This is a genomic window from Streptomyces sp. NPDC048516 (assembly GCF_043199875.1).
Classification (GTDB): Bacteria; Actinomycetota; Actinomycetes; order Streptomycetales; family Streptomycetaceae; genus Streptomyces.
The window spans coordinates 176,654-200,113 of sequence record NZ_JBICWS010000011.1 but is presented as its reverse complement, the minus strand read 5'-3'; the positions used below and the strand labels follow the sequence as shown (position 1 = coordinate 200,113).

Annotated in this window: 20 protein-coding genes and 1 pseudogene; 11 read left to right on the top strand and 10 right to left on the bottom strand. The window is 71.8% G+C overall.

Annotated elements, in window-relative coordinates:
- Positions 1-127: 127 nt before the first annotated feature.
- The gene (locus ACGFR7_RS22925; RefSeq protein ID WP_393322185.1) at positions 128-1,522 is read left to right on the top strand and encodes an aldehyde dehydrogenase family protein; all 1,395 of its coding nucleotides are present in this window, start codon (positions 128-130) and stop codon (positions 1,520-1,522) included.
- 101 nt (positions 1,523-1,623) lie between these two features.
- Complete coding sequence (locus tag ACGFR7_RS22920) at positions 1,624-2,706, top strand: Zn-dependent alcohol dehydrogenase (RefSeq protein ID WP_393322182.1); 1,083 nt, start codon at positions 1,624-1,626, stop codon at positions 2,704-2,706.
- Here the strand turns inward: ACGFR7_RS22920 and ACGFR7_RS22915 are convergent.
- From ACGFR7_RS22915 to ACGFR7_RS22905, 3 genes and pseudogenes are all read right to left on the bottom strand, one after another.
- The gene (locus tag ACGFR7_RS22915) at positions 2,703-2,906 is read right to left on the bottom strand and encodes a DUF397 domain-containing protein (RefSeq protein ID WP_393322179.1); all 204 of its coding nucleotides are present in this window, start codon (positions 2,904-2,906) and stop codon (positions 2,703-2,705) included. The two genes, ACGFR7_RS22920 and ACGFR7_RS22915, sit on opposite strands and share 4 nt — an antisense overlap.
- Positions 2,888-3,318: pseudogene (locus tag ACGFR7_RS22910) on the bottom strand (DUF5753 domain-containing protein); the annotation flags it as partial. The gene ACGFR7_RS22915 and the pseudogene ACGFR7_RS22910, both read right to left, overlap by 19 nt.
- Positions 3,319-3,338: 20 nt before the next feature.
- The gene (locus ACGFR7_RS22905; RefSeq protein WP_393322176.1) at positions 3,339-3,980 is read right to left on the bottom strand and encodes a TetR/AcrR family transcriptional regulator; all 642 of its coding nucleotides are present in this window, start codon (positions 3,978-3,980) and stop codon (positions 3,339-3,341) included.
- Between the two features lie 92 nt (positions 3,981-4,072).
- Between ACGFR7_RS22905 and ACGFR7_RS22900 the strand changes: the two genes are divergently transcribed.
- Entirely contained in the window at positions 4,073-5,224 is a 1,152-nt protein-coding gene (locus ACGFR7_RS22900) for an acyl-CoA dehydrogenase family protein (RefSeq protein ID WP_393322174.1), read from the top strand.
- A 187-nt stretch (positions 5,225-5,411) separates the two neighbouring features.
- A complete protein-coding gene (locus ACGFR7_RS22895) occupies positions 5,412-6,062 on the top strand; it encodes a TetR/AcrR family transcriptional regulator (RefSeq protein WP_393322171.1) in 651 nt (216 codons plus the stop codon).
- A 132-nt stretch (positions 6,063-6,194) separates the two neighbouring features.
- On the opposite strand, the gene ACGFR7_RS22890 is transcribed toward ACGFR7_RS22895, so the two are convergent.
- Complete coding sequence (locus ACGFR7_RS22890; protein ID WP_350250063.1) at positions 6,195-6,656, bottom strand: MaoC family dehydratase; 462 nt, start codon at positions 6,654-6,656, stop codon at positions 6,195-6,197.
- A 158-nt stretch (positions 6,657-6,814) separates the two neighbouring features.
- On the opposite strand from ACGFR7_RS22890, the gene soxR reads away from it, so the two are divergent.
- On the top strand, positions 6,815-7,453 hold the full coding sequence (soxR, locus tag ACGFR7_RS22885) for a redox-sensitive transcriptional activator SoxR (RefSeq protein WP_393322169.1): 639 nt from the start codon (positions 6,815-6,817) through the stop codon (positions 7,451-7,453).
- Positions 7,454-7,549: 96 nt separating this feature from the next.
- Here the strand turns inward: soxR and ACGFR7_RS22880 are convergent, their stop codons facing one another.
- Positions 7,550-8,992, bottom strand: a complete 1,443-nt coding sequence (locus tag ACGFR7_RS22880; RefSeq protein ID WP_393322166.1) for an amidase — start codon at positions 8,990-8,992, stop codon at positions 7,550-7,552.
- Positions 8,993-9,220: 228 nt separating this feature from the next.
- Entirely contained in the window at positions 9,221-9,841 is a 621-nt protein-coding gene (locus ACGFR7_RS22875; protein ID WP_393322163.1) for a hypothetical protein, read from the bottom strand.
- A 244-nt stretch (positions 9,842-10,085) separates the two neighbouring features.
- Between ACGFR7_RS22875 and ACGFR7_RS22870 the strand changes: the two genes are divergently transcribed.
- Positions 10,086-12,911 carry a penicillin acylase family protein gene (locus ACGFR7_RS22870; protein ID WP_393322160.1) on the top strand — a complete coding sequence of 942 codons (2,826 nt, stop codon included), beginning with the start codon at positions 10,086-10,088 and terminating at the stop codon, positions 12,909-12,911.
- A 176-nt stretch (positions 12,912-13,087) separates the two neighbouring features.
- Positions 13,088-14,110: a LysR family transcriptional regulator gene (locus ACGFR7_RS22865; RefSeq protein ID WP_393322158.1), complete on the top strand. Its 1,023-nt coding sequence runs from the start codon at positions 13,088-13,090 to the stop codon at positions 14,108-14,110.
- Positions 14,111-14,135: 25 nt separating this feature from the next.
- On the opposite strand, the gene ACGFR7_RS22860 is transcribed toward ACGFR7_RS22865, so the two are convergent.
- Both ACGFR7_RS22860 and ACGFR7_RS22855 read right to left on the bottom strand, forming a co-directional pair.
- Positions 14,136-15,380 carry an MFS transporter gene (locus ACGFR7_RS22860; protein ID WP_393322155.1) on the bottom strand — a complete coding sequence of 415 codons (1,245 nt, stop codon included), beginning with the start codon at positions 15,378-15,380 and terminating at the stop codon, positions 14,136-14,138.
- A 240-nt stretch (positions 15,381-15,620) separates the two neighbouring features.
- The gene (locus ACGFR7_RS22855; RefSeq protein WP_393322152.1) at positions 15,621-16,901 is read right to left on the bottom strand and encodes an exo-beta-N-acetylmuramidase NamZ domain-containing protein; all 1,281 of its coding nucleotides are present in this window, start codon (positions 16,899-16,901) and stop codon (positions 15,621-15,623) included.
- 204 nt (positions 16,902-17,105) lie between these two features.
- Here ACGFR7_RS22855 and ACGFR7_RS22850 point away from each other — a divergent pair, with 204 nt between their 5' ends.
- The 4 genes from ACGFR7_RS22850 (at position 17,106) to ACGFR7_RS22835 (ending at position 21,426) form a co-directional block, all read left to right on the top strand.
- On the top strand, positions 17,106-17,879 hold the full coding sequence (locus tag ACGFR7_RS22850; protein WP_393322150.1) for an SDR family oxidoreductase: 774 nt from the start codon (positions 17,106-17,108) through the stop codon (positions 17,877-17,879).
- A gap of 155 nt (positions 17,880-18,034) precedes the next feature.
- The gene (locus ACGFR7_RS22845) at positions 18,035-19,696 is read left to right on the top strand and encodes an AMP-binding protein (protein WP_393322147.1); all 1,662 of its coding nucleotides are present in this window, start codon (positions 18,035-18,037) and stop codon (positions 19,694-19,696) included.
- A gap of 25 nt (positions 19,697-19,721) precedes the next feature.
- Positions 19,722-20,333, top strand: a complete 612-nt coding sequence (locus tag ACGFR7_RS22840) for a TetR/AcrR family transcriptional regulator (protein ID WP_393322144.1) — start codon at positions 19,722-19,724, stop codon at positions 20,331-20,333.
- 472 nt (positions 20,334-20,805) lie between these two features.
- Positions 20,806-21,426 (top strand): class I SAM-dependent methyltransferase, encoded by a 621-nt coding sequence (locus ACGFR7_RS22835; RefSeq protein ID WP_393322142.1) that lies wholly within the window; start codon positions 20,806-20,808, stop codon positions 21,424-21,426.
- On the opposite strand, the gene ACGFR7_RS22830 is transcribed toward ACGFR7_RS22835, so the two are convergent.
- Together ACGFR7_RS22830 and ACGFR7_RS22825 are read right to left on the bottom strand one after the other, a co-directional pair.
- Positions 21,414-22,055 (bottom strand): MerR family transcriptional regulator, encoded by a 642-nt coding sequence (locus ACGFR7_RS22830; RefSeq protein ID WP_393322140.1) that lies wholly within the window; start codon positions 22,053-22,055, stop codon positions 21,414-21,416. The genes ACGFR7_RS22835 and ACGFR7_RS22830 overlap by 13 nt on opposite strands.
- Before the next feature lie 151 nt (positions 22,056-22,206).
- On the bottom strand, positions 22,207-23,457 hold the full coding sequence (locus ACGFR7_RS22825; protein ID WP_393322137.1) for an acyl-CoA dehydrogenase family protein: 1,251 nt from the start codon (positions 23,455-23,457) through the stop codon (positions 22,207-22,209).
- Positions 23,458-23,460: the final 3 nt, after the last annotated feature.

The following is a 23,460-nucleotide window of genomic DNA, read 5'->3' as shown; positions in this document are numbered from 1 at the left end:
GGTTGCGGGCGCGTCCTGGGCTCGTGGTGACCGTCACCCCGGACGGTGTGGCGGATTCCTGGCGCGCACAAAACTACCGGCGCTAGTTTGGGTGGACGACCAGCAGCCGGCTCGGGAGGACCACGACGTGAAGCAGCACGACGCGATGTACATCGACGGAAGCTGGCGGCCCGCCGAGGGCAGCGGCACGATCGAGGTCGTCAACCCGGCCGACGGGCAGGTCATCGCCACCGTCCCGGCCGGCTCGGCGCAGGACGTGGACGCCGCGGTCCGCGCCGCCCGCGCGGCGCTGCCGGGCTGGGCCGCCACCCCGCCCGCCGAGCGCGCGGCCCGGCTGGCCGCGCTGCGCGACCAACTCGCCGCGCGCGCCGAGGAGATCGCCGAGACCGTCACCGCCGAACTCGGCTCGCCGCTCGCCTTCAGCACCATGGTGCACGCCGGGGTGCCGCTCGCGGTCTGCGACTCGTACGCCGGACTGGCCGGCAGCTACTCCTTCGAGGAGAAGATCGGCAACTCCACCGTGCTGCACGAACCGGTGGGTGTGGTGGGCGCGATCACGCCCTGGAACTACCCCCTGCACCAGGTCGTCGCCAAGGTCGCCCCGGCGCTCGCGGCCGGCTGCACGGTGGTGCTCAAACCCGCCGAGGACACCCCGCTGGTCGCCCAGCTCTTCGCCGAGTGCGTCGACGCGGCCCGGATACCCGCCGGTGTCTTCAACCTCGTCACCGGACTCGGCCCGGTCGCCGGACAGGCGCTCGCCGGGCACGAGGGGGTCGACCTGGTCTCCTTCACCGGCTCGACGGCCGTGGGCAAGCGGATCGGTGCCCTTGCGGGTGCCGCGGTCAAGCGGGTGGCGCTGGAACTGGGCGGCAAGTCCGCCAATGTCATCCTGCCCAGCGCCGATCTGCCCAAGGCGGTCGCGGTCGGCGTCGCCAATGTCATGGCCAACTCCGGCCAGACCTGCAGCGCCTGGACCCGGATGCTGGTCCACAAGGACCGGTACGCCGAGGCCGTCGAGCTGGCGACCACGGCGGCCGCCAAGTACGTCCCGGGGGAGAGGGTCGGCCCGCTGGTCAGCGCCGAGCAGCGGGACCGGGTGCGCGGCTACATCGAGCAGGGCATCGCCGAGGGCGCCCGGGTCGTGGCGGGCGGACCGCAGGTGCCCGCCGGGCCGGGCTATTACGTCACACCGACCGTCTTCGCCGACGTCACCCCGGAGATGACCATCGCCCAGGAGGAGATCTTCGGCCCGGTCCTGTCGATCCTGAAGTACGAGGACGAGGACGACGCCGCCCGGATCGCCAATGACACCGTCTACGGGCTGGCGGGTGCGGTCTGGGCCGGCGACGACGCCGAGGCGGTCGCCTTCGCCCGCCGCCTGGACACCGGGCAGGTCGACATCAACGGCGGCCGGTTCAACCCCCTTGCCCCGTTCGGCGGCTACAAGCAGTCCGGCATCGGCCGCGAGCTGGGCCCGCACGGGCTGACCGAATACCTGCAGACCAAGTCGCTGCAGTTCTGATCCGCCGGGCCGGCCGACCCCGCCCCCACCGGCCGCGCCACCGCACCCACGCCCCGCACCAGTCCCGCCCGTCCCGCCTCCGCACCGAGGAGAGTCCTTCCGTGGTCCGCGCCGCCGTACTGTCCGCCGTCAACGCCCCCTTGCGGGTCACCGAGATCAACCTGCCCGAGCCCGGCCCCGGCCAGGTCCGCATCCGGCTCGCCGCCGCCGGCGTCTGCCACTCCGACCTGTCCCTGTCCAACGGCACCCTGCGGCAGCCGGCCCCGGCCGTCCTCGGTCACGAGGGCGCGGGCACCGTCACCGCGGTGGGCCCCGAGGTGACCACGGTGGCCCCCGGCGACCGGGTCGTCCTCAACTGGGCGCCGTCCTGCGGTGACTGCCACTTCTGCGGGCTGGCCGAGCCCTGGCTGTGCGCCCGCTCAGGCCACGCCGCGGACACTCCGTACGCCACCCTCGCCGCCGACGCCACCGACCTCTACCCCGGCCTCGGCACCGCCGCGTTCGCCGAGGAGACCGTGGTGCCCGCGCGGGCCGCGCTGCCGCTGCCCGACGGGGTGCCGCTCGCCGACGCGGCGCTGCTCGGCTGCGCGGTGCTCACCGGCTGGGGCGCCGTGCACCACAACGCCCGGGTACGGGCCGGGGAGTCGGTCGCGGTCTTCGGCGTCGGCGGGGTGGGCCTGGCCACGCTGCAGGCCGCGCGGATCGCCGGCGCGGGCCCGATCGTGGCCGTGGACGTCTCAGCGGAGAAGGAGGAGCTGGCCCGCGCGGCCGGCGCCACGGAGTTCGTGGTGGCGGGCGACGACACCGCCAAGCGCATCCGCAAGCTCACCTCGGGTGTGGGCGCCGATGTCGCCGTGGAGTGTGTGGGCCGCGCCGACACCATCCGTACGGCCTGGTCGGCGACCCGCCGCGGCGGCCGTACGACGGTCGTCGGCATCGGCGGCCAGGACCAGCAGGTGACCTTCTCCGCCCTGGAGCTCTTCTACTTCGGCCGGACGCTCTCCGGCTGCGTCTACGGCAACAGCGACCCCGCCCGCGACCTCCCCGTCATCGCCGACCACGTCCGCTCCGGCGCGCTCGATCTCTCCGCGCTGGTCACCGAGCGGATCGGCCTCGACGGCATCCCGGCCGCGTTCGACGCGATGCTGGCGGGCAAGGGCGGGCGGGCGCTGGTCGTCTTCTAGACGGCTCTGTTCTTCACGGCGGCAACGAAGGACCCCCAGGCGGTGGCGCTGAAGACGAGCGCGGGCCCTTGGGGGTTCTTGCTGTCACGTACGGGGGCGAGGGCGGGGAGGTTGCCGGCTATCTCGATGCAGTTGCCGCCGTCGGAGTTGCTGTAGGAGCTCTTACGCCACGTCGCGCTTCTCAGGTCGATGGCTCGCACGGCATTTCCTCCAACAAACGCGTGATGAACTTCTGCGACTCGGCCGGGGACAACGCCAGGTCGCGCACGGCATCATATGTGCGCTGCAAACGCTCAACCCTGTCGTTTTCTTCGATCAGTTCCCCGCGTACGTCGGTCTCGGCGTGCGCCACGGTACTGCCGTCCAGCAGCCGCAGGAACATCACGTCCGTGCTGTCCAGGCCATGCAGACCAGTGCCGAACGGCAGGAGGTGAAGCGTGATGTGGGGGCGCTCCGACGCGTCACCAGGTGCTGCAACTGCTCCCGTCACTCCCGAGGATCGCGCAGCGAGTTCCGCAGCACGGCTTCGCAGAGGATGACGCGGAACGGCGGTGGGTCCTCGCCCTCCAGCAGATTCCGCCGGTCCACCCGCGCGTTCACCTGCTCGTCCACGGCCAGAACACTCACGGTAGTCAGTCCTTGGCGGGTCGCGCAGGGAATTGCAGCGCCAGGCCGTCCACCAGGGCCCGCAGCCCGGTCTCGAACGCGCCCTCGTCCACCTGGCGCTGATGCTCCGCCAGGAGATGGGCCTGGCCCAGATGCGGATAGTCGGCGGGGTCATAGGCGCTCGGGTCGTCGACGAAGCCGCGGGCGAACGAGCCCAGCGCGGAGCCGGCGACGAAGTAGCGGACCATCGCACAGACCCTGGTGGCCTGGGCGGGCGGCCAGCCCGCCTCGACCATCCCGCCGAACGCCGCGTCGGCCATCTTCAGTCCGGCCGGGCGGCGGCCGGGTCCCTGGGCGAGGAACGGCACGATCTGCGGGTGCGCGGAGAGTGCCGCGCGGTAGGAACGGGCCCAGGCGAGCAGTCCGGCGCGCCAGTCCGCGCCCGTCTCGAAGCCCGACACATCGACCTGGGCGATGACCGTGTCGGCCACCGCGTCAAGGATCTCGTCCTTGGTCGTGAAGTGGTTGTAGAGGGACGGCCCGCTCACGCCCAGCTCGGCCGCCAGGCGCCGGGTGGAGAGCGCCGGCAGCCCTTCGGAGTCGATGAGCGCCAGCGCCGTGGAGACGATGCGCTCGCGGCTCAGCAGGGGCTTGCGGGGTCGGGCCATGACGCACATAGTAGGGGCTGCCGAGCAAAAACTAGCAGTGCTAATTAAGTGTGGTTGTCCATGCTCTCGTCCACGTCCACAGGGGGCCCGAGATGAATCTGGAGCTCAGCGCGGAGCAGACCGCGGTACGGCAGCTCGCCAAGGACTTCGCCGCCCGCGAGATCACTCCGTACGCCACTGCCTGGGACCGCGCGGAGCAGGTCGACCGCGGCATCGTGAAGAAGCTGGGCGGTCTCGGCTTCCTCGGGCTCACCGTCCCCGAGGAGTACGGCGGCTCCGGCGGCGACCACCTCTCCTATGTCCTGGTCACCGAGGAACTGGGGCGCGCCGACTCCTCGGTGCGCGGCATCGTCTCGGTCTCCCTGGGGCTGGTGGCCAAGACGCTCGCCTCGTGGGGCGACGAGGAGCAGAAGCGGACGTGGCTGCCGCGGCTCACCTCCGGCGAGGCGGTCGGCTGCTTCGGTCTGACCGAACCGGGCACCGGCTCCGACGCCGCGCACCTCGCCACCCGGGCGGTCCGCGACGGGGACTCGTACGTCATCGACGGCACCAAGATGTTCATCACCAACGGCACCTGGGCCGATGTCGTCCTGCTCTTCGCCCGCACCGGCGGCGCCCCGGGACACCACGGCATCAGCGCCTTCCTCGTCCCGGCGGACAGCCCCGGCCTGGAGCGCCGTGAGATCCACGGCAAGCTGGGGCTGCGCGGCCAGGCCACCGCGGAGCTGGTCTTGAAGGGGGTACGGGTCCCGGCCGCCGCCATGCTCGGCCCCGAGGGCAAGGGGTTCTCGGTCGCGATGTCCGCGCTGGCCAAGGGCCGGATGTCGGTGGCCGCCGGCTGTGTGGGCATCGCCCAGGCCGCCCTGGACGCCGCGGTCGGCTACGCGGGCGAGCGCGAGCAGTTCGGCAAGCCCCTGGCCCGGCACCAGCTGGTGCAGGAGCTGATCACCGATATCGCCGTGGACGTGGACGCCGCGCGCCTGCTGACCTGGCGGGTGGCCGATCTGATCGAGCGCGGCGAGCCGTTCGACGCCGCCGCGTCGAAGGCCAAGCTGTTCGCCTCCGAGGCCGCGGTGCGGGCCGCCAACAACGCCCTCCAGGTCTTCGGCGGCTACGGCTATATCGACGAGTACCCGGTCGGCAAGCTGCTGCGGGACGCCCGGGTGATGACCCTGTACGAGGGCACCAGCCAGATACAGAAGCTGGTCATCGGCCGTGCGCTGACAGGGGTCTCCGCCTTCTGACCGGTTGGAGGCGGGTGATCACCGGCCCCTCTGCGGGTGCTCACCCGCCCGCCCGTGGGCGCTCACCGGCCCGTCCGCGGACGTCCCGGCTGCCTGCCGCCGGGCCCTAAGCGCTTGCTCAGCGGCGCGATATGGTGTTCGATCCGTCAGAGGAGGGTCCCTGGCGGATCGAGGAGCGGGGTACGCGATGGGTGCGGCGGCGAAGCGGGCCGAAGAGGAGAACGAGGAGTGGGCCGGGGTGACCCCGGACGCCGCGCGGCGCCTGGTCAGTGCCGCCGTCGAGGCTTTCGCCGAGCGTGGCTACCACGCCACCACCACCCGTGACATCGCCGGCCGGGCCGGGATGAGCCCTGCCGCCCTCTACATCCACTACAAGACCAAGGAAGAGCTGCTGTACCGCATCAGCGGCATCGGCCACGAAAAGGCGCTGCGCATCATGGACGCCGCCGCCGAGGCCGAGGGCAGCGCCACCGAGCGCCTTCGCGACGCCGTACGGACCTTCGCCCGCTGGCATGCGGAGCACCACACCACCGCCCGGGTCATCCAGTACGAGCTCCAGGCGCTGAGCCCCGAGCACTACACCGAGATCACCGGTCTGCGCCGCCGTACGGACCGGGTGCTGCGGCAGATCATCCAGGACGGTGCGGACAGCGGGGAGTTCCAGGCCGACGACGTGCCGGGCACCACCCTCGCGGTGCTGTCGCTGTGTGTGGACGTCGCTCGCTGGTTCACGGCCCAGGGCCCGCGCACGCCCGACGAGGTCGGCACCCTCTATGCCGACCTCGTGCTGCGCATGGTGGGTGCGCCGGTGGACCGGGCCGCCGCGCACGAGGGGTAGACCGCCGCCCGCGAGGGGGCACGAGGGGTGGACCGCCGCCCGCGAGGGGGGAGCGGCCCGCTTCCCGGAACGGGACGGCCGGGCCGTCGGGAGCCGCGGGTCCCGCGGCCCGTGGTCCGGCCGCCGCCCGGGCTACAGGTAGAAGCGGCTGACCGACTCCGCGACGCAGACCGGCTTGTCGCCGCCCTCGCGCTCGATGGTCACGACCGTGGCGAGCTGGACGCCGCCGGGTACCTCGGTCACCTCCGCGATCCTGGCGGTGGCGCGCAGTCGTGAGCCGACCGGGACGGTGGCGGGGAAACGGACCTTGTTGGTGCCGTAGTTGATGCCCATCTTCACGTTGTCGACCCGCATCAGCTGCGGTACGAAGGCGGGCAGCAGCGACAGCGTCAGATAGCCGTGCGCGATGGTGGTGCCGAAGGGGCCGGCCGCGGCCTTCTCCTGGTCCACATGGATCCACTGGTGATCGCCGGTGGCCTCCGCGAACAGGTCGATCCGCTTCTGGTCGATCTCCAGCCAGTCGCTGGTGCCCAGCTCCTCACCGACTGCCTCGCGCAGTTCGTCGAGCGATCCGAACACTCGGGGCTGTGCCATTCTCGTCCGCCTCCTCGGGATCCATCCGCCGCTGTGGTGCACCGGCCGACGCTTACTAAGCGCTTGCTCAGCATGCTGAGTGCGGGTGCCCGCTGTCAACGGTCCGGCGAGCCCCGCAGGCGGGGAAGCCGGCCCCGAGGGTCGCCTAGGGTTGAGCCGTGCCCCAGCTTCCGTACAAGGTTCATGAGCTCACCGTCGGCCAGCTTTCCGCACGCAGCGGTGCCGCGGTCTCCGCGCTGCACTTCTACGAGTCCAAGGGGCTGATCAGCAGCACCCGGACGGCGGGCAACCAGCGGCGCTACACCCGTGACGCGCTGCGCCGGGTCGCGTTCGTGCGGGCGGCGCAGCGGGTGGGGATCCCGCTCGCGGTGATCCGTGACGCGCTGGCCGAGCTGCCCGACGAGCGCACGCCCAACCGCGCCGACTGGGCCCGGCTCTCCGCGGTCTGGCGCGCCGAGCTGGACGAGCGGATCACCCAACTCGTCGAACTGCGCGACCGGTTGACGGACTGCATCGGCTGTGGCTGCCTCTCGCTGGAGACCTGCGCGCTGTCCAACCCGTACGACAACCTCGGTGAGCAGGGGCCCGGCGCGCGACGGCTGCGGGTCGACCGGAGCGTCAAGGACCCGGAGGGGGCACAGCGGCGCGCGGGCGGCGAGCAGCGGCAGCAGCGGCATACGAGGGCTGAGCCCGGCGAGCGGGAGGACCAGGGCTGCCGTACGGACGAGCGGGGCAGTTGTACGGACGAGCAGGGCTGCTGTACGGACGAGCAGGGCAGTTGTACCGACGAGCCGTGAGCGCGGAGGCGCCCGCCCGTAGTGGGGATGTGCGCCTGGCCGCCGGCGCCGGTGCGCCCGCCCCATGACGGGGCGGGCGCGGGTGTTCCGGCTCCCTCACCACATGGACGGGGTGCGGTGCGCCCACGGGCGGGCCTGCTCCAGCTGCGCCGACAGCGCGATCAGGGTGGCCTCGTCGCCGTAGCGCCCGGCCAGCATCACCCCGATCGGCAGTCCCTCGGCGTTCCACTGCAGCGGGACGCTCACCGCGGGCTGGCCGGTGGCGTTGTAGAGCGCGGTGAACGGTGTGAAGGCGCCGATGGCGGCGAACTCGGCCTGGGGGTCGGCGTCGTTGCGCAGCCCGCCGACCGGGACCGGGGGCGCGGCCAGTGTCGGCGAGAGGATCACGTCATAGCCGGTGCCCGGCGGCATCAGACCGTCCGCGACGGACTGGGCGAGAATCCGGAACGCGTACATCGAGCGTGCGAAGTCCGTACCGGAGACCTCGGCGCCGCGGGCACGCAGTGAGCGGGTGAGCGGCATCAGCAGCTCCTCGCGCTCCGGCGGCACGGGGCGGCTCGCGGCGAGCACCGACCAGACACGGGTGAAGGCGAGCAGGATGCCGTCGTCGGCCGGCAGGGACAGCTCCTCGACCTCGTGGCCGAGTCCGGTCAGCAGGGCGGCCGTCTCGGTGGTGGCGGTGCGGCAGTCGGGGTGGAGCTCGATGCCGGGGACGGGCGGCTCGGTGAGGCAGGCGATCCGCAGCCGTCCGGGATCGCGGCGGGCGTGGGTGGCGAAGGTTTCCCCGGGCGGCAGGGGCGGCGCGGCGAACGGATCGCCGGGCATCGTGTCTGCCATGACGTCCAGCAGGGTGGCCGCGTCCGCGACCGTACGGGCCAGTGGCCCCGAGGTGGCCAGGCCGGAGATGTCGTGCAGCAGCGGGCCGCCGCTGACCCGGCCGCGGCTGGGCTTGATGCCGAACAGCCCGCAGGCGGAGGCCGGGATACGGATCGAGCCGCCGCCGTCGCTGGCGTGCGCGAGCGGTGCCAGGCCGCCGGCCACGGCCGCGGCCGCCCCGCCGCTGGAGCCGCCCGCCGAGCGCTCCGGGTCCCACGGGGTGCGGGCGGGCGGAGCCAGGTCGTTCTCGGTGTAGCAGGGCAGCCCGAATTCGGGGGTGTTGGTCTTGCCGAGCAGGATCGTGCCGCCCGCCCGCAGCTTGTGGACGACATGGTCGTCGACGGTCGGCACCTGCCCCGCCAGCGCGCGCGAGCCCATTGTGCAGCGCACCCCGGCGACCTGGTTGAGGTCCTTCACGGGGACGGGGACGCCGTGCAGCGGCGGGAGCGCACGGTCCTCCCGGCGGGCCGCGGTGGCCTCGCTCTCGGCGTCCGAGGCCTGCTTGCGGGCTATCTCGGGGGTGCGGGTGAGGAACGCGCCGAGTGAGTCGTCGAGCCGCTCGATCCGCGTCAGATAGTGCTCGGTGAGCTCCACGGGGGAGAGCTCGCCCGACCGGATCTTCTCGGCCTGTTCGAGCGCGGTCAGATCGTGCAGGTCGGCCATGGACGTCCAGCCTCTCCTCAGGGTGCCCGCACGGCCCTGGTGTCGTACGGGCGGGAGGGCCGGCGCGGGCCGGGCGCGATGCCGGTGCGGGGGCGGCCCGTGCACAGTTGTTTCAGTTCGAGGGGCGGCTCGTAAAGGCCGTACGGGAACGGGCCGTCCGACCCAAGCCGGACGAGGACGGACAGGAGGGCGGCGCGACCCCGTTCGCCCGCCGCCCCCCGGAGCCGGTCAGGCCGCCGCGAACGCCCCCGCCGCGTGCACCCGCACCCGGCCCGCCGTGGTCAGCGCCTCGTGCGTCAGTACGGACGGCGGGGCCAGCACCCCGCACTGCCGGCAGGCCGGCCCGGGTGCCGGTGCGTCCACGGCATCCGGGAGCCAGGCGAAGCGGGTGCCGCCGCACACCGGGCAGTCGCGGCGCGGCCGCCCCGCTTCCATCGCCACGATCATGCGGTGCAGTACCACCGCGAGGCGGGCCGCGGGGTGGCGCTGCGGTGACTCGCACGGCACGATGTCGCAGCCGCCCCAGGTCCGCCGGTGCCATTCGTCGATCGCGCCGGGCTGCCGGATGCCGTCGTGTTTCTCCTTGCGGCGCCGGGCGGCGAACTCCTGCTCGTATGCGAGCCAGAGGGCGCGGGCCTCTTCCAGCTCGGCGAGCGCGGCCATCAGCCGCTCCGGATCGGGGTCGCGGTCCTGGGTCGCGATACCGGCCCGGGTGCACAGATGGTGCCAGGTCGCCCGATGCCCGTAAGGGGCGAAGCGTTCAAGGCACTTGCGCAGGGCCGTGCGTCGCTGAGCCGCGACGAGTCGTGGATTGCGGACCTGTTCTGCGAGGGCTCTGAAACCGGCCATTTCATCCCACCTCCGTGGGGAGGATCCGACTGAACGGAGATGGGACGTAGCCGATCACCAACTGGATCCCTCGAACTTTCTTGCGGTTTCAGGGGCGATATGCCGGGGTGCCGGGGCGGCGTCGGAGCAAACTCCCGGCAGAAGAAGAAAGTTGACTGTTGTTCATCTTCCGGTCAGGGATAACCGGCGGTAACGTCCCGCCCGCCCTCCCCCGCGCTCAGGGGACCCCCAGCGAGGAGCCGGAATGCGACGACGTACCGGAAGGCTCAGGACTGCCACCGCGGCGGCCTTGTTCGCCCTGGGTGCCATGCTCTTGGCACCGCCCCCCACCGCGGCCGCGGCCGCCGCACCGAACGATGCCCACGACTACTGCCAGGGCCAGTGCGGCGACATCCTGCCGCCCGGCGCCACCGGCAACGCCACCTTGGTGGAGATCCTCGGCAACAAGCTGTTCGGAACCCACCCCGAGCACTCCACCGACCAACTCGGCCCGTACGGCGCGCTGGCGAGCGGCTACCAGTCGCTCACCGACGACACGCTCGGCCAGTTCTTCAACGACGCCTCCTTCGGCGTCCCCCAGGACCAGGTCGGCAAGGTCACGGCGCCCCGCAACGACGTGACCATCACCCGGGACAAGAAGACCGGGGTGCCGCACATCAAGGGCACCACCCGCTACGGCACCGAGTTCGGCGCCGGCTACGCCGCGGGCCAGGACCGGCTCTGGCTGATGGACCTCTTCCGCCACATCGGCCGCGGCGAACTGACCTCCTTCGCCGGCGGGGCCCTCGCCAACCAGGGCCTGGAACAGCAGTTCTGGCCGCAGGCGCCGTACACCGAGGCCGATCTCCAGGCCCAGGTCGACAACATCCGCGACTCCAACGGCGAGCGCGGCAAACTGGCCATGCAGGACGCCCAGGCCTATCTCGACGGCATCAACGCCTACCGCGAACAGTCCAAGAACGGCCGCTACTTCCCCGGTGAGTACGTCCTCACCGGCCATGTCGACGCGATCACCAACGCCGGTGAGATCCAGCCCTTCAAACTCACCGACCTGATAGCCCTCGCCTCCGTCGTCGGCGGTCTCTTCGGCAACGGCGGAGGCGGCGAGGTCCCCTCGGCCCTCGCGCTGCTCTCCGCCCAGCAGAAGTACGGCGTCGAGAAGGGCACTGAGGTCTGGGAGTCGTTCCGGGAGCGCAACGACCCCGAGGCCGCCAAGACCCTGCACGACGGCAGCAGCTTCCCGTACGCGGTCAAGCCGGCCAAGGCCAAGGGCACCGCGCTGCCCGACCGCGGCTCGGTGACGTCCGAGCCGCTGGTCTTCGACCGCACCGGCGCGGCCACCGTCAAGAGCGGGACGCCGCCCCGCGACCCGGTCAAGGCCCCCAAGAAGTACAAGAAGCTGGAAGGCCTCTTCAAGGACGGCGTGCTGCCCAAGGGGAGCTTCGATCCCACCCAGCACCGCGGGATGTCCAACGCCCTGCTGGTCTCCGGCAAGCACACCGCCGGCGGTCACCCGGTCGCTGTCTTCGGCCCGCAGACCGGCTACTTCGCGCCGCAGCTCCTGATGCTCCAGGAGATCCAGGGGCCCGGCATCAGCGCCCGCGGTGCCTCCTTCGCGGGCGTCGGGATGTACGTCCAGCTCGGCCGCGGGCAGGACTACTCCTGGAGCGCCACCTCCGCCGGCCAGGACATCACCGACACCTACGCCGTGGAACTGTGCGACGCGGACGGCTCGGCGCCCACCAAGGACTCCACCTCCTACCGCTACCGCGGCGCCTGCGTCCCCATGGAGAAGCTGGAGCGCACCAACTCCTGGAAGCCCACCGTCGCCGACCCGACGGCGGCCGGCTCCTACCGGATGCAGGTCTTCCGGACGAAGTACGGGACCGTCACCCACCGCGCCACCGTCGACGGCAAGCCCGTCGCCTACACCGCGCAGCGCTCCACCTACCGCCACGAGGCCGACTCGATCATCGGCTTCCAGATGTTCAACGACCCCTCCTACGTCCACGACGCCAAGACGTTCCAGCAGGCCGCCGAGCACATCGGCTACGCCTTCAACTGGTTCTACGCCGACTCCCGTGACATCGCGTACTACAACAGCGGCCTCAATCCGGTCCGCAACCCCGATGTCGATCCCGCCCTGCCCATCAAGGCGGAGGACGCGTACGAGTGGAAGGGCTACGACCCGGACACCAACACCACCGACTACACCCCGCCCGCCCAGCATCCGCAGTCCGTCGGCCAGGACTACTACATCTCGTGGAACAACAAGCAGGCCAAGGACTACGACTCGGCCGGCTTCGGCAACGGGTCGGTGCACCGCGGCAATCTGCTGGACGACCGGGTGCGCGCACTGACCGAGAACGGCGGGGTGACCCGGGCCTCGCTGACCCGCGCCATGTCCGAGGCCGCCGCCACCGACCTGCGCGGCGAGGACGTGCTGCCCGAACTCCTGCGGGTCCTGGGCAGCAAGCCCGTCACCGACCCCCAGCTGAAGACCGCGGTCCAGCAACTGGAGGCGTGGCGCAAGGACGGTGCCCAGCGCCGGGAGACCGCCGCGGGCTCGCACACCTACACCCACCCCGACGCCGTACGTCTGATGGACGCCTGGTGGCCGCTGATGATCGACGCGGTCTTCAAGCCAGGGCTGGGCGGCGACCTCTATGACGCGCTGCGGGCCAATCTCGGCATCGACGAATCCCCGTCGGCCGGCCACGGACCGACCGGGGCGCACGCCGGATCGGCCTTCCAGTACGGCTGGTGGAGCTATGCGGACAAGGACCTGCGGTCGGTGCTCGGCGACAAGGTGGCGGGCCCGCTGGCGCAGCCGTACTGCGGCAACGGTGAACTGTCCGCCTGCCGTGACACCCTGCTGGCCACGCTCCGGCAGGCGAGCGGGAAGACGGCCGAGCAGGTCTACCCCGGCGACGACAGCTGCAAGGCCGGCGACCAGTGGTGCGCGGACGCGATCATCCACCGCACGGTGGGCGGTCTGACCCACGACACCATCAGCTGGCAGAACCGGCCGACCTACCAGCAGGTCGTGGAGTTCCCGGCACACCGGTAGAGGGAGCGCGGCACGGCGAGGCCCCGGGGTATCACCGCCCCGGGGCCTTCGCGTGCGCCCGCCGGGTGCCCTGCCGTTCCAACTCCCGTACCGGGAAGCCCGACTGTCCTCCGGACCGGAATTGCGCGGGGGTTATGCTGCAGGGTTCCGAACTCCAGGGAATGGGAAAGCGAGGCATGGCCTTGTCAGGTCCGCAGCAGTACCCGACGGAGCTGCTGGATACCACCATGGACCAGCTGCGCACACTGATCGTCGTCCACGAGGCGGGCACCGCGCTGGGCGCCGCGCGGCGGCTGGGCCGCGAACAGTCCAGTGTGCAAAAGCAGCTGGACACCATGAACCGCACCTTTGCCGCGCTGTGCGGCGAGGAGCTGGTCCTCAAGCAAGGGCGGGGCCAGGACGCCCTGTTCACCGCGACCGGCGAGGCGCTGGTCGAGCTGGCGCGGCGCACGCTGGGGGAGTGGTCGGACGGGGTGCGCGACGCCCGCCGCCGGCTCGGCCGGACGCTGTCCGTGGGCACCACCCGCTACACCCTCGGCTTCCTGCTGGACGCGGTGGAACGCGTCGCCGAGGACTATGAGCGCGACGACGTCGATCTGAAGGTCACCCATGTCCGCACCGGAGACCTCTTCACCAAGTTGCGCACCAAGGAACTCGACCTGGTCTGCGGCAGCGTCGTGGTCACCCAGGACGACGAAGCGGAACTGCTGGCTCCGTACGAGGTCATGGAATGGCGGCGCAGCGGCCTCTCCCTGCTGACGAACCTGCCGCAGGAGCGGCTCCCCGGTACCTCCTTCAGCGCCCACGACCTGCCCCGGCTGCCGCTGGTCGTCTCGACGCGCGGCCTGATCAGCCGTTTTCTGACCTCCTGGTACGGCCCCGACTACCGGCAGAAGCTGTCCGTGGCGGCCGAGATCGAGGCCGCGCACTACGGCTTCGAACTGCTGCGGTCGGGAGTGGTCAGCGGGGCGATGCTGGTCACCCGGGGTATCGGGGAGGCCGCCGCGAACGGCCGCCTCCCGGAGGCCGGCGGGCTGCGCACCCTGGAGATCCTCGGGGAGGTGGGCCCCCGGACCGAGGTGCTGGTCGGCGTCTTCACCCGCCGCGGCGAGCGGGACTCCTACGTCCCCGGCCACCCCCTCAACCTTCTGTGGGACGCCCTGTCCAGGGAGAGCGGGCGATGGTGGCTGAGCTCGTGAGCGCGCGGCGTCACCGGCACCTCACTCAGGCCAGGTCCCGCCCCCGGGTCTCCGGCAGCGCGAGCACGCACAGCAGCGAGACGACCGCCATCGCGCTGACGTACCAGCCCACCGAGGCCGACCCGTACGCCGACTGGAGCCGGGTGGCGACCAGCGGGGCCACCGCGCCGCCGAGAACGCCGCCCAGGTTGTAGGCCAGCGAGGCACCCGAGTACCGCACCCGTGTACCGAACAGCTCCGGCAGGTACGCGCCCATCGGTCCGTACACCACACCCATGCAGAACAGCGCGCCGCCGATGCCGAGGGCGATCAGCACCGGTGCCCCGGTGTCCAGCAGCGGGAAGAGGACCAGCCCCCACACCACCGCGAGGGCGCTCCCGGCGAGGATCAGCTTGCGGCGCCCGGCCGCGTCGGACCGGGTGGCGGCGAGCCAGGTACCGGCGGCCAGGAACAGGCAGGCGACGAGGGAGAGCCCCAGCATGGTGTTGCGGGAGATGCCGAGGGTGGCGGTGGCGTAGGACAGGCAGTAGGTCGTCGCGGTGTAGAAGAGGCCGTACGCGACGATCATGCCGCCCGCGCCCAGCAGCAGTTCGCGCGGATGACGGCGCAGCACCTCGACGGCGGGGGCCTTGCTCGCTTCCCGGGCGTCCAGCACCTTCGCGAACACCGGCGTCTCACTGATCTTCAGCCGTACGAACAGCCCCACGCCGACCAGCAGGAACGACAGCAGAAACGGCACCCGCCAGCCCCACGAGCGGAACGCCGCGTCATCGAGCACGGACGACAGCAGCCAGAACACCCCGGTCGCCGCGAAGAATCCCACGGACGGGCCGAGTTGCGGGAAGGCCGCATACAGCCCGCGGCGCCTGCGCGGCGCATGCTCGACCGCGAGCAGCGCGGCGCCGCCCCACTCGCCGCCCAGGCCGATGCCCTGCAGGAAGCGCAGCACGAGCAGCAGCATCGGCGCCCAGACGCCCCAGGTGCCATAGCCGGGGAGCAGCCCCACGCACGCCGTCGAGAGCCCCATCAGCAGCAGCGAGACGACCAGCACGGACTTACGGCCCACCCGGTCACCGAAGTGGCCGAAGAGCACCGAGCCCAGCGGCCGCGCGGCGAACGCCACCGCGTAGGTGGAGAAGGACGCGAGGGTGGCGTTGACCGGGTTGAGCGTCGGGAAGAACGCCTGATTGAGGACGAGCGCGGCGGCCGTTCCGTAGATGTAGAAGTCGTAGAACTCGATGGCCGTCCCGATGAAGGAGGCCACCGCCACCCGGCGCAGGCTCTCACCGCCGCCGGCCTCCCCTTTCGCCTTCGGAGGAGAACCTGCTGATGCCTGCGCTGATCCATGCGCTGATGTCGCGTCACTACTCACCAGCGCACTTTCCGGCTCGGTGCAGGGGACAGTCAAGAGGTGAAATGGGCTGTCTCGGTTCTTGAGACCGGGGCGGGCCGGACCAGGGGCTGACCGGACCGAGGCGGCCCGGTCAGGCCTGATCCGGGACAACACCCCTCACGGGTACCGCAGATACCGCCGTCGCACCGCTCGGAAGCGCCTCAGCCCCTCCTGCCAGGCGGCCACGATCTCGTCCGGATCCGCGCCCGCGTCGATCATCTTCCGCACGGTCGACGAGCCGGTCAGCCGGTCGATGCCGTTGTCGGGACGCCAGGCGAAGCCGCTCCAGACCCGCTTCGCGGTCACCAGGAGGCCGATGCCGGTACGTACCGGGTCGAACGCCTCACGGTCGTGGACGTGCAGTTGGACGCCGCCGATCGTCTTGCCCTGGAACTTGGAGAAGGTGGGGGCGAAGTAGGCCTCCCGGAAGTGGACGCCGGGAAGGCCCAGATCGGTGGCGGCCGCGGCCCAGCGGTGGTCGATGCCGTCCGCGCCCAGCAGCTCGAAGGGGCGGGTGGTGCCGCGCCCCTCGGAGAGGTTGGTGCCCTCGAAGAGACAGGTGCCGGAGTAGACCAGGGCGGTGTCGGGCGTGGGCATGTTGGGGCTCGGCGGCACCCAGGGCAGGCCGGTGGCGTCGAAGAAGTCGGTGCGCCGCCAGCCGGTCATCCGCACGGTCTCCAGCTCCACCGGGCGCCCGGCCGCCTGCGGCACGAACTCGCCGTTGAACAGCAGCGCCAGCTCCGTCACCGTCATCCCGTGTGACTGCGCGATCGGCTCCCGGCCGACGAACGAGGCGTACGCCTTGTCGAGCACCGGGCCGGTGGCCGCGCGGCCGGTGACCGGATTGGGCCGGTCCAGGACGACGAAGCGCTTGCCGGCGAGCGCCGCCGCCACCATGCAGTCGTACAGCGTCCAGATGTAGGTGTAGAAGCGCGCGCCCACGTCCTGGATGTCGAAGACGACGGTGTCCACACCGGAGGCGCCGAAGATGCCGGCGAGTTCCCTGCCGTTCTTGTTGTACGTGTCGTAGACGGGCAGTCCGGTGGCCGGATCGTCGTAGCGGCCCTCGGAGCCGCCGGCCTGGGCGGTGCCGCGGAAGCCGTGCTCGGGGCCGAAGACGGCGGTCAGCCGCACCCGTTCGTCGGCGTGCATCACATCCACGATGTGCCGCAGATCCCGGGTGACACCGGTGGGGTTGGTGACGAGGCCGGCCCGGTGGCCGTCCAGGAGGCGGTAGCCGTCGGCGGCCAGCCGGTCGAAGCCGGTGTGTACCCGCCGTCCGCCGCCGTGTGCGGGGCGCGCCGCCTGCGCGGGTCCCGCGCCCGCGGCAGCCAGTGCCGCACCGGCCGCTCCGGCCGTCGCCAGCCGCCCGAGCAGCCCGCGTCTCGACAGAGCCATCCGCACACCTCCGTGATCAGGAAACCAACCGGGTACGTGTCGTGTGCACGCTAGCCCGCTCCGGGGCGTGGCGGAATGGACCCGGCCGGTGCGGCAAGGGCTCTTCGGTCTGGACCCGGCCGGTGTGGCAAGGGCTCTTCCGCCAGGACATACCGACTGGTTAGTCTGCCTCCGTCGAATCGACACGACCGAGGGAGACCCAGGGTGGAAGCCGTACGGGACAAGACCGTTGTCGTGACCGGGGCGGGCGGGGGGATCGGCGCCGCGCTGGCCCGCCGGTTCGCCGCCGAGGGCGCCCGGGTCGTGGTCAACGATCTGGACGAGGCCAAGGCGGCGAAGACCGCCGGGGAGATCGGGGCGATCGCGGTCGCGGGCGACGCCTCCGCCGTCGTCCCGGCCGCACGGGCGGCGCTCGGCGGCGGGATCGACATCTTCTGCGCCAACGCAGGGGTGGGGACCGGCGGTGGGCCCGAGGCGCCCGACGAGGACTGGGCGCTGGCCTGGGACGTCAATGTCATGGCACACGTCCGGGCCGCGCGGGAGCTGGTGCCCGAATGGCTGGAGCGCGGCAGCGGGCGCTTCATCTCCACGGTCTCCGCCGCGGGGCTGCTCACGATGGTCGCCGCCGCCCCGTACAGCGTCACCAAGCACGGCGCCTACGCCTTCGCCGAATGGCTCTCGCTGACCTACCGGCACCGCGGTATCGACGTCCACGCCATCTGCCCGCAGGGCGTCCGTACCGACATGCTCGCCGCCACCGGCGCCGCCGGGGACCTGGTTCTGACGCCCACGGCCGTGGAGCCCGAGGACGTCGCCGACGCCCTCTTCGCGGCGATGGCCGAGGGCCGCTTCCTGGTCCTGCCGCACCCGGAGGTCGCGGACTACTACACCGCGCGGGCGGCGGACCCCGACCGCTGGCTCGGCGGGATGAACCACCTCCAGCGGAAGTTGGAGCAGGACGAGGGCGGCCGCTCCTAGGCCACCCGCCCCGGCAGCGCAGGGGGACGGGCCGGGCGGGCCGACGTGCAGCCGGCCGGGCGGCGCGTCACCGCACGTCACCCGCGCCCCGCGTCACCCGGGCGCTTTCCCCGCAGGGATGATTCAGGCGATCAGGAAGAAAGGGCCGCACCCCGATGACCTCCTACCAGGACATGCCGTGGCTGGCACAGCTCACCGACGCCCAGCGCGCCCCCGTCCAGCCGCCGCCCTCGACGCTGCACGCCTTCCGGGCCGCGGTCGGTCGCGTCCCCGACCGTACGGCGCTCGCCTACTTCGACGGCCGGCTGTCCTACGCCGAGACCGACGCGCTCTCCGACGGCATCGCCGCCCACCTCTCCGAGCGCGGCTTCCGGCGCGGCGACCGGGCCGCGGTCATGCTGCAGAACACCCCGCACTTCGTGCTCGCCCTGCTCGGCGTGTGGAAGGCCGGCGGTGTGGTGGTGCCGGTCAACCCCATGTACAAGTCCGCCGAGATGCGGCACATCCTGGACGACGCCGAGGTCACCGCCGTCATCTGCGCCGACCGCACCTGGGACGGATTTCTGCGTGCCACCGCCGCCGGGTCGCCGTCCGTACGGATCGCGCTCACCGCCTGGGAACGGGACCTGCAGACCCGGGACGACCGGCGGGTGCTGCGCGGTGACCGGCTCGGCCCGCAGGAGGGCGCCGACGACCTGCTGACCGTCGCCCGCACCGCGGGGAGGATCCGCGCGGTGCCCACCGACCCGGAGCTCACCGCCGACGACCTCGCGCTGATCAGCTACACCTCGGGCACCAGCGGCACCCCCAAGGGCGCCACCAACACCCACGGCAACATCACCTACAACGCCGAACGCCAGCGCACCGGCCTGGGCCTGCCCGAAGGCGCCACCTACTTCGCGCTCGCCCCGCTCTTCCACATCACCGGCATGGTCTGCGAACTGGCCGCCTGTGTCGCCAACTCCGGCACCCTCGCGCTCGCCTACCGCTTCGACGCCGGTGTCGTCCTGGACGCCTTCCTGGAGCACCGCCCCGCTTATACGGTCGGGCCCTCCACCGCCTACATGGCGCTGATGGCGCACCCCGAGGTCACCCGCGACCACTTCGCGTCCTTCCGGACCATGTCCTCGGGCGGTGCGCCGCTGCCGCCCGCCCTCGTCGAGAAGTTCCGCACCGACTTCGGCCCGTACCTCCACAACGGCTACGGCCTGACCGAGTGCACCGCCCCCTGTGCCAGCGTCCCGCCCGGCAGAAAGGCACCTGTCGACAAGGTCTCCGGCACGCTCGCCGTGGGCGTCCCCGGCCCCGACACCGTCGTGCGGATCACCGACGAGAGGGGCCAGGACCTGCCGTTCGGCGAGCAGGGCGAGATAGCGGTCCGCGGCCCCCAGGTCGTCCCCGGCTACTGGCGCCGCCCCGACGCCACCGCCGAGGCCATCCCGGACGGCGAGCTGCGGACCGGGGACATCGGTTTCATGGACGCCGGCGGCTGGCTGTACGTCGTCGACCGCAAGAAGGACATGATCAACGCCTCCGGCTTCAAGGTCTGGCCCCGCGAGGTCGAGGACGTCCTCTACAGCCACCCGGCGGTGCGCGAGGCGGCGGTCGTCGGGGTGCCCGACGCCTACCGCGGCGAGTCGGTCAAGGCCTATGTCAGCCTGCGCCCGGGCACGTCCCCGGAACCCGCCGAGCTGGCCGCTTACTGCAAGGAACGGCTCGCGGCGTACAAATATCCCCGTGTGGTGGAGATCCTGGCCGAGCTTCCGAAGACCACGAGTGGCAAGATCCTCCGACGGGAGCTGCGCCACCGCGCATGACTAGCACGAAGGACAGGTGAGGGCGATGGCCGGCACGAAGGACGGCAACGGCAACGGCAACGGCAGTGCGAAGCCGGTGGCCCAGCGGCTGCTGGCCACCGCCACCAGGCTCTTCGCCGAGCAGGGCTACGACCGCACCTCCGTCCAGGAGATCGTCGATGCGGCGGGCGTCACCAAGGGCGCCCTCTACCACTACTTCGGCTCCAAGGAGGACCTGCTCCACGAGGTCTACAGCCGGGTCCTGCGACTCCAGCAGGAGCGGCTGGACCACTTCGCCGGCGCCGACGCGCCGGTGGAGCGGCGACTGCGGGACGCCGCCGCCGACGTGGTCGTCACCACCATCGAGAACCTCGACGACACCAAGATCTTCTTCCGCTCGATGCACCAGCTGAGCCCGGAGAAGGACAAGCAGGTACGCGCCGAACGGCGCCGCTACCACGAGCGGTTCCGGGCCCTGGTCCAGGAGGGCCAGCGCACCGGTGTCTTCGCCGCCGACATCCCCGCCGACCTGGTCGTGGACTACCACTTCGGCTCCGTGCACCACCTGGGCACGTGGTACCGCGAGGACGGACCGCTCAGCCCGCAGCAGGTCGCCGATCACCTGGCGGATCTGCTGCTGCGTGCCCTGCGGCCGTAGGCGCGCACCGCACGCCGTGTCCGGGCGCCTTGTCCGCACGCCGTGTCCGCACGCCGTGTCCGGGGGCCGGAGACCCGCGGCCGGATGGACCCGCCTCCGGGCCCGCCCGGCCACGGCGTGCGAGCCCGGACACGGCGCCGGGATGTCCGCCGCCCCCACCGGCTGGTTGCGCCGGCCGGCCGCGGTGTTCCGTTGGCCACATGTGCGGGAGTGGCGTTCCTCACATACCCTCACCCTGTGTATCGGGCCGGCCACACCGGGGTGATCCGGGCCGCTCCTCCGGGCGAGCCTGAGGGCCTTCGCCGCATCTTCAGCAATTTGTTGGATTGCGCGCAAGGCCTGTGGGAATACGCTCCCGGGCAACGACACTCAAGGCGTGGTCACGGATCGGGACTGTCCTCATCCGTGGTCCGTAACTTACGGTATCGATAGTTCTGCTATCACTACCGATGTGGGTGGCCTTGTGGCTGAAGTGACGCTGTTTCTCCGGGAGTACGCACGGACGCGCCGGGAGGTGGGCGCGATTGCTCCGAGCAGTCCCCGGCTCGGCAGGGCCCTGACCCGCTATCTGATCCCCAGCCCCGGCCGCTCCCGCGCGGTCCTGGAGGTGGGTCCCGGCACCGGCGCGGTGACCCGCCACATCGCCGATGCGCTCGGCCGGGAGGACACCCTCGACCTGGTCGAGGCCAACCCGCGCTTCGTCGACATCCTGCACGGCGCCTACGGCAGCGATCCCCGGCTGCAGTTCCTCACCGGCCTGGTGCAGGAGCACGAACTCGGCACCTACGACACGATCGTCTGCGGCCTGCCGTTCGCGAACTTCGACGCCCCGACCACGACGGACATCTTCGACCGGCTGCTCGGCGCCCTGCGGCCCGGCGGCACGCTCTCCTTCTTCGGCTACGTCGGCGGGGCCACGGTCCGCCGCACGTTCAGCGGCCCGGCCGCCCGGGTCCACGCCCTCGACGGCCAGAACGCGCTGCGCCGCATACTCGACCGGCACACCTTCCGCACCGAACTGGTGCTGGGCAACCTGCCGCCGGCCCGGGTGCATCACCTCGTGCCGGCCGGCGACCCCGTTCACCCGGTCTGAGACCGCGCCCGCACCCGCCGGGCCACGTCCTCCTGGGCGATACGCCGCAGTGCGGCCATCGCCGTGTCGCCCAGCACGGTCCCGAGCACCGCACCCTCGATCTGGGCGTCGAGGCTCGGGACCCCGTCGAACGCCGCCAGCTCGGCGGCGGCCAGGGACCCGGCGGCCTGCGCGTACCGGTCGAGCAGGCCCAGCAGCTCGCTCTGGTCGAGCTCGTGGTAGGCCACCACGACCTGCACCAGCGTCCGCCACCCCGGATTCTCCGGCCGCACCGCCCAGTCGTGCCGCCGCACCAGCTCCGCGACCTCGCGCTCGGCGCGCTCCCACATCTCGTCGGTGCCCCGCTCGGCGGCCACCTTGCTGACCGCCGACTGCGCGGTCCCGAGCATGCCGTGCGGGGTGGTGCCCGGAGAGTCGATGCCGGCCAGCACCTCGGCGGCGGCCGCGATGGACAAGCCGCCCACTTCGGTCAGAGCCCGGATCAGCTTCAGCCGCCGGATGTGCGATTCGGCGTACCGGACCTGGTTCGGACTGATGCGCTCGCCCGGGGGCAACATGCCCTCCCGGGTGTAGTACTTGATCGACGGAACCGGCACCCCGGTCCGCCGCGCCAGTTCTCCGATACGCATTCCCCGAGGATAGCGGCGGGGCCCCTCCCGGCCGGGGCCCGCTCCGACCGGTGGACGAGGCGCCCCGCCCGCGGCGCGGGCAGGCCGTGCCCGAGGTCCCCACTCCCTCGGGCACGGCTGCGGTACCGGGGCGGCCCCGGGCCGTCAGGCCCTACAGATAGCGCTTCAACTCGCGGCGTGCCAGGGACCGTTGGTGCACCTCGTCGGGTCCGTCCGCCAGCTGGAGGGTACGGGCGCCGGCCCACAGCTCCGCCAGGGGGAAGTCCTGGCTGACGCCGCCCGCGCCGTGCAGCTGTACCGCTTTGTCGAGGATGTCCACGACGGTGCGCGGAGTGGCGATCTTGATGGCCTGGATCTCGGTGTGGGCACCCTTGTTGCCGACGGTGTCCATCAGCCAGGCGGTCTTCAGCACCAGCAGCCGCAGCTGCTCCACCGCCACCCGGGCATCCGCGATCCACTCCTGCACCACGCCCTGCTGGGCCAGCGGCTTGCCGAACGCCGTGCGGGTCACCGCACGGCGGCACATCAGCTCGATGGCGCGCTCGGCCATGCCGATCAGCCGCATGCAGTGGTGGATCCGGCCGGGGCCGAGCCGCGCCTGGGCGATGCCGAAGCCGCCGCCCTCCTCACCGATCAGGTTGGCCGCCGGCACCCGTACGTCGTGGAAGACCACCTCGGCGTGGCCGCCGTGGTAGTGGTCCTCGTAGCCGTAGACCTGCATGGCGCGCTTGACCTCCACGCCGGGGGTGTCCCGCGGGACCAGGATCATCGACTGCTGCCGGCGGATGTCCGTACCGTCCGGGTCGGTCTTGCCCATCACGATGAAGATCTGGCACAGCGGGTTCATCGCGCCGGAGATGTACCACTTGCGCCCGTTGATGACATAGCCTCCCCCACTCTCGGCTCCGCTCGAACGGGAGGTACCCCCATCGTCGCGCGCGATATGCGTCTCGATGTTGGTGGCGTCCGACGAGGCCACCTCCGGCTCGGTCATCGCGAACGCCGACCGGATCTCACCGGCCAGCAGCGGCTCCAGCCACTGCTTCTTCTGCGCCTCGTTGCCGAACTGCGCCAGTACCTCCATGTTGCCGGTGTCCGGCGCCGCGCAGTTCAGTGCGGTGGGCGCCAACTGGGGGCTGCGGCCGGTGATTTCGGCCAGCGGGGCGTACTGGAGGTTCGTCAGCCCGGCACCGTGCTCCGCGTCGGGCAGGAACAGATTCCACAGGCCCTGCCTGCGGGCCTCGGCCTTCAGCTCCTCGACGATCACCGGGGTGTCCCACGGTGAGGCGAGTGCGGCCCGCTGCTCATGGGCGGTCTGCTCGGCCGGGTAGACATGCTCGTCCATGAACGTCAGGAGCCGCGCGCGCAGTTCCTCGGTCCGGGCGTCGAATGCGAAGTCCATGGG